At 66.7% G+C, this 4,844-nt stretch carries 6 protein-coding genes; 4 read left to right on the top strand and 2 right to left on the bottom strand.

Annotated elements, in window-relative coordinates:
- Positions 1-631 (top strand): substrate binding domain-containing protein (locus DH10_RS35545; protein ID WP_210327891.1); only part of this gene is annotated, 631 nt, incomplete at its 5' end.
- On the opposite strand, the gene DH10_RS35550 is transcribed toward DH10_RS35545, so the two are convergent.
- Positions 600-1,358: a slipin family protein gene (locus DH10_RS35550; protein WP_192256106.1), complete on the bottom strand. Its 759-nt coding sequence runs from the start codon at positions 1,356-1,358 to the stop codon at positions 600-602. The genes DH10_RS35545 and DH10_RS35550 overlap by 32 nt on opposite strands.
- Positions 1,355-2,755 (bottom strand): NfeD family protein, encoded by a 1,401-nt coding sequence (locus DH10_RS35555; RefSeq protein WP_192256104.1) that lies wholly within the window; start codon positions 2,753-2,755, stop codon positions 1,355-1,357. Before DH10_RS35555 ends, DH10_RS35550 begins: the two co-directional genes overlap by 4 nt.
- A 365-nt stretch (positions 2,756-3,120) precedes the next feature.
- Between DH10_RS35555 and DH10_RS35560 the strand changes: the two genes are divergently transcribed.
- The 3 genes from DH10_RS35560 to DH10_RS35570 all read left to right on the top strand — a co-directional run.
- Positions 3,121-3,357: a DUF1127 domain-containing protein gene (locus DH10_RS35560; protein ID WP_192256102.1), complete on the top strand. Its 237-nt coding sequence runs from the start codon at positions 3,121-3,123 to the stop codon at positions 3,355-3,357.
- 272 nt (positions 3,358-3,629) lie between these two features.
- Complete coding sequence (locus DH10_RS35565; RefSeq protein WP_192256100.1) at positions 3,630-4,223, top strand: OsmC family protein; 594 nt, start codon at positions 3,630-3,632, stop codon at positions 4,221-4,223.
- A gap of 66 nt (positions 4,224-4,289) precedes the next feature.
- Positions 4,290-4,844, top strand: a 555-nt coding sequence (locus tag DH10_RS35570) for a flavin-containing monooxygenase (RefSeq protein WP_192385932.1), incomplete at its 3' end; no start/stop codon positions are given.

Here is a 4,844-nt window from a genome sequence, read left to right on the forward strand (position 1 = left end):
CATGTGGATAGCCCCGTTCCTGCCGCAGTTCCTCGCCGAGTTCCCGGATGTACGCATCGAGGCCGAATTCTCCAACCGCTTCGTCGATCTCGTCGCCGAGAATTTCGACGTCGCCGTGCGGCTGGGCAGCCTGGAGGATTCGCGCCTGGTGGCGCGCAAGGTGGCGACACGGCGCCGGCTGCTCTGCGCCGCGCCCTCCTATCTCGCCCGCAGAGGCCGGCCGGAAACGCCGCAGGCGCTGCTCGATCATTCCTGCCTTGGCTTCACCGGCTTCCAGACCTTTCCAGCCTGGGAGATGACCGACCGCCAAGGCCGGCGCATGCGCGTCGAGGTTTCGGGGCCGCTGATCAGCGACGACGCCGAGGTGCTGGTCGAGGCCGCCGTGCAGGGCGTCGGCCTGATGATGAGCACCGACTGGCTGGTCGGCCGCGAGCTCACCGACGGCCGGCTGGTGCCGATCCTGGAGGACTGGACGCTGGCCGACGAGGGCGCGGTCTACGTCGTCATGCCCTCGGCCAAGGGCCAGGCCGCCAAGACCCGCGCCTTCGCCGACTGGATCGGCAAACGATTTTCGCCCGAGCCGCCGTGGCGGCACGCCCTCATTTCCCCTGCCCCTTCAGGAACTGGCTGAGCAAATCCACCGGCAGCGGGAAGACCACCGTGGAGGAGCGCTCGCCGGCGATGTCGTGCAGGGCCTCGAAATAGCGCAGCTGCATGGCCTGCGGCTCCTCGGCCAGCATCTTGCCGGCCTCGACCAGCTTTGCGGCGGCTTGCTGCTCGCCGTCGGCGTTGATCACCTTGGCGCGCCGCAGCCGTTCCGCCTCGGCCTGCTTGGCGATGGCGCGGATCATGCTCTCGTTGAGGTCGACATGCTTGATCTCGACATTGGAGACCTTGATGCCCCAGGCGTCGGTGCGCTGGTCGAGGATCTCCTGGATGTCGCTGTTGAGCTTGTCGCGCTCGGCCAGCATCTCGTCGAGCTCGTGCTTGCCGAGCACCGAGCGCAGCGTGGTTTGCGCCAACTGGTTGGTGGCGGTCATGAAATCCTCGACCTGGATGATCGCCCGCTCGGCATCGACGATGCGGAAATAGAGCACCGCGTTGACCTTCACCGAGACGTTGTCGCGCGAGATGACGTCCTGCGGCGGCACGTCCTGCACCACCACGCGCAGGTCCACCCGCACCATCTGCTGGATGAAGGGAACGAGGATGATGAGGCCCGGCCCCTTCACCCCGGTGAAGCGGCCAAGCGTGAAGACCACGCCGCGCTCATATTCCCTCAGGATGCGGATGGCTGCCGACAGGAACATGATCACCAGCAGCGCGAGGATCAGATAGCCGACATAAGCGACTGTCATTGTTTAGCTCCGTCGTTTGCCGCCCCGTTGTTTCCGGCACCACGCCGACGCACCGTCAGCACGAGATCGCTGACGCTGGTCACCTCTGCGCGGTCCCCCGGCGCGATCGGTTCATCGGCCTTCGCCCGCCAGCGCTCGCCGAGCGCCAGCACATGGCCCTCGCCGCCCTGCCAGTCGAGGATCTCCACGGGCAAGCCGCGCATCGCCTCGCCGCCGATGCGCGGCGGATTGCGTCGCGCCGCCCAAAGGTAGCTGCCGGCAAAAAGCGCGAGCCCCAGCGTCAACGCCGCGGCAGGACCGATGATCGCCCAGGATATGGCGAAGCCCGGCCCCTCGATCTTGAGCAGCATGGCCGCGCCGAGCAGGAAGGCGGCCGCGCCTCCGACCCCCAGCACCACCGTCGGATTGAAAGCCTCGACGATAAGGAAGGCGACACCGAGCAGCATCAGGGCGAGCCCGGTATAGTTGATCGGCAGCAGATCGAGAGCGTAGAGGGCGAGCACGAGGCAGACGGCGCCGATGACGCCCGGCGCCACCGCGCCGGGACTCGTGACCTCGAAGACGATGCCGTAGAAGCCGATCAGCATCAGGAGGACAGCGACGTTCGGGTCGGTGATGACGGAGAGAAGCCGGATGAACCAGCCGGGATCCAGCGTCTCGACGGCCAAGCCCTTCGTGGCCAGCACCACCTTCTTGCCGGCCACGTCGACGGTGCGGCCGTCGGCCATCTGCAGGAGCTCGGTCGTGTCGCGGGCGACGAAGTCGATGACATGTTCCTGCAGCGCGGCACTCGCCGAGAGGCTCGCCGCCTCGCGCACGGCCTTCTCGCCCCAGTCGCCGTTGCGCCCGCGCAGCTCGGCGAGCGAGCGAATCAGCGCCACCGCGTCATTGGTCACCTTGGCCATCATCGCGTCGCCGGGCGGCCGCCCGCTGTCCTTACCGTCCTTGCCAGGACCGTTGTCCTTCTCGCCGCCGGGAAGCGAGGGCAGCCCGCCGAATTCGACCGGCGTCGCCGCGCCCAGATTGGTGCCGGGCGCCATCGCCGCGACATGGGTGGCATAAAGGATATAGGTTCCGGCGCTCGCCGCATGACCGCCGGCCGGCGCGACATAGCCGATGACGGGAACGGGAGAAGCCAGGATGTCGGCGATCATCTCGCGCATCGAGGTGACCAGGCCGCCCGGCGTGTCGAGCTGAAGGACGAGGACCGCGGCGTTGCGCTCGGACGCGGCCTTGAGCGCATCCTTGAGCTGGCGCGAGCTCGCCGGACCGATAGCGCCGTCGATCGCGATGCTGACAGCAACCCTCTCCGCCGCCATTCCGGTCGAGGAGAAGGGGAAAAGAACCGCGGCGGCCACGAAGGCCGCTGCCAGAAGGGCCACCCGCGCGAGTCTCACGCTCAAAGCTCCATGGATTCAATATGGGGTTGTGCCGGGCGAAGTCCAATGAGGGGGTGTGAGGCGGAAGGGCGAAGACGTCGCAACCGCCGATCTCCCCCTTGCGGGGGAGATGTCGCCAAAGGGGTCGCCGCGCGTGGAGCGCCAACCTCAATCTGCCGCAGCAGGCCGAGCCCAGTCGGACCGACCCCCTCTGGCCTGCCGGCCATCTCCCCCTCAAGGAGGGAGATTACGCGCTCGCCCGCTTTAGCCCCCACGATTCCACGGCAATTTCGACGCGGGCTCCAACGCTCGCTCCCTCGCTCATGCCTCATTGTCCCCATTGACCGCGCCAACGAACGCGCCCGCAAAGAATGGAGACGACAATGACGACTTTGGATCGAATAACCAATGAATCCGGCCGGGCGGGCTTCAGCCTGTCGGGCTTTGCCTGGCGCACACTCAGCCTGGCCTATCGCGCCATGAAGCTGCGCAGCGAACGCGCCGCGCTGCAGGCGATGCCGGACCATATGCTCAAGGATCTCGGCATCAGCCGCTCGCAGATCGAGTACTGCACCTCGATCCGCCTTGCGCCCTCCGACACGGACGGGATGAGCGACTGAAGCATGGGGCGCTTCGGCGGCCGGAACAGCTTGAAGGCCGATCAAAAGCCCCCGGTATCGCCGGGGTTTTCGCGTTTGGCCCTGCCCGTCGACCGGCCTCCCCGGCGTTGGATCGCGGCGGCGGGCGCATGTGCGAAATGAAACGCCCAATGCGATTTCCACGGTGGGCGCATCAAAAATTCCACGCTCGCACCCACTCTCGTTCAAACGCTCGACCGCCAAATGAAAGCGTCACGGCAACCAAGCCGCAAGAGCAACCTTGGAGTAGTCACATGCAACCCAACGCCAAACCTGCCAACACCAAACCTGCACGCGTTCCGCTCAATGGCGTCGACACGCCGAACCTGCTCGCGACGATCAACTTCGTCGCCGGCCAGCCGGAGCTGGCGAAGTTCCAGTTCCGTGCCCACAATGAATGGATCGAGGGCACGCACAGCAAAAGCGTCATGCATGGCTTCTACGGCGCCGGCCAGGAGCAGAAGCACGAAAAGCCCTTCTATGCCGACAGCGACCATCCTGCGATCCTGTGCGGCGCCGACAACGCGCCGACCCCGGTCGAATGGCTGCTGCATGGGCTGGCGAGCTGCCTGATGGCGGGGCTCGCCAACATCGCCGCCGCGCGCGGCATCAAGCTCACCAAGGTCAAGTGCTCGGTCGACGGCGATATCGACCTGCGCGGCATCCTCGGCATCTCGGATGAGGTCCGCAACGGCTTCCAGAACATCCAGGTCTCGTTCGAGATCGAGGGCGACGCGCCGGCCGAGAAGCTCCAGCAGCTTGTCGAGCAGGCCCGCGCACGCTCGGCCGTGTTCGACGTGCTGACCAAGGGCGTGCCGGTCACGGTCGGTATCAAGACCATCCAGTGACGCAGGGCTGGAAGACGGTCCGGGCGAAGTCCGGACCGTCTCTTCCCAGGGTTTCGGAACAGAGCCATGAAACATGCTGACGTTGTCATCATCGGCGGCGGGCAGGCCGGGCTTGCGCTCAGCCATTGCCTTGGCCGCGCCGGCATCGACCATGTCGTGCTGGAGCGCGGCCGCATCGGCCAGCGCTGGCGCGCGCAGACCTGGCAATCGCTGAGGCTCTTGACGCCCAACTGGCTGAACGGCCTGCCCGGCTCGCCCTATGACGGCCCGGACCCCGACGGCTTCAGGACGAAGGACGCGTTCGTCCATGATCTCGAAACCTATGCAAGCCGCTGGCAGGTACCTGTCGAATGCGGCGTCGAGGTCACCGCCTGCAGGTGGACCGGCGGTGGCTTCGCGCTCGCCACCAGCGCCGGCGACTGGTCGGCCAGGGCCGTGGTGGTGGCGACCGGGCATTGCGACCGGCCGATGGTCCCGTTCACACTCGACGGCAAGAACGGGCCGCAAAGCATTCACGCATCAAAATATCGCTGCCCGGAGGCGTTGCCCACCGGCGGCGTGCTGGTGGTCGGCGCATCCTCCTCCGGCGTGCAGATCGCGGACGAACTGGCGCGCGCCGGC

The sequence above is a fragment of the Mesorhizobium silamurunense genome, from assembly GCF_014843825.1.
Classification (GTDB): Bacteria; Pseudomonadota; Alphaproteobacteria; order Rhizobiales; family Rhizobiaceae; genus Mesorhizobium; species Mesorhizobium silamurunense.

Excerpts from the sequence above, each read along its gene's own strand:
- DH10_RS35550 (WP_192256106.1), bottom strand. The coding sequence starts at position 1,358 with ATGACAGTCGCTTATGTCGGCTATCTGATCCTCGCGCTGCTGGTGATC.
- DH10_RS35560 (WP_192256102.1), top strand. The coding sequence starts at position 3,121 with ATGACGACTTTGGATCGAATAACCAATGAATCCGGCCGGGCGGGCTTC.
- DH10_RS35565 (WP_192256100.1), top strand. The coding sequence starts at position 3,630 with ATGCAACCCAACGCCAAACCTGCCAACACCAAACCTGCACGCGTTCCG.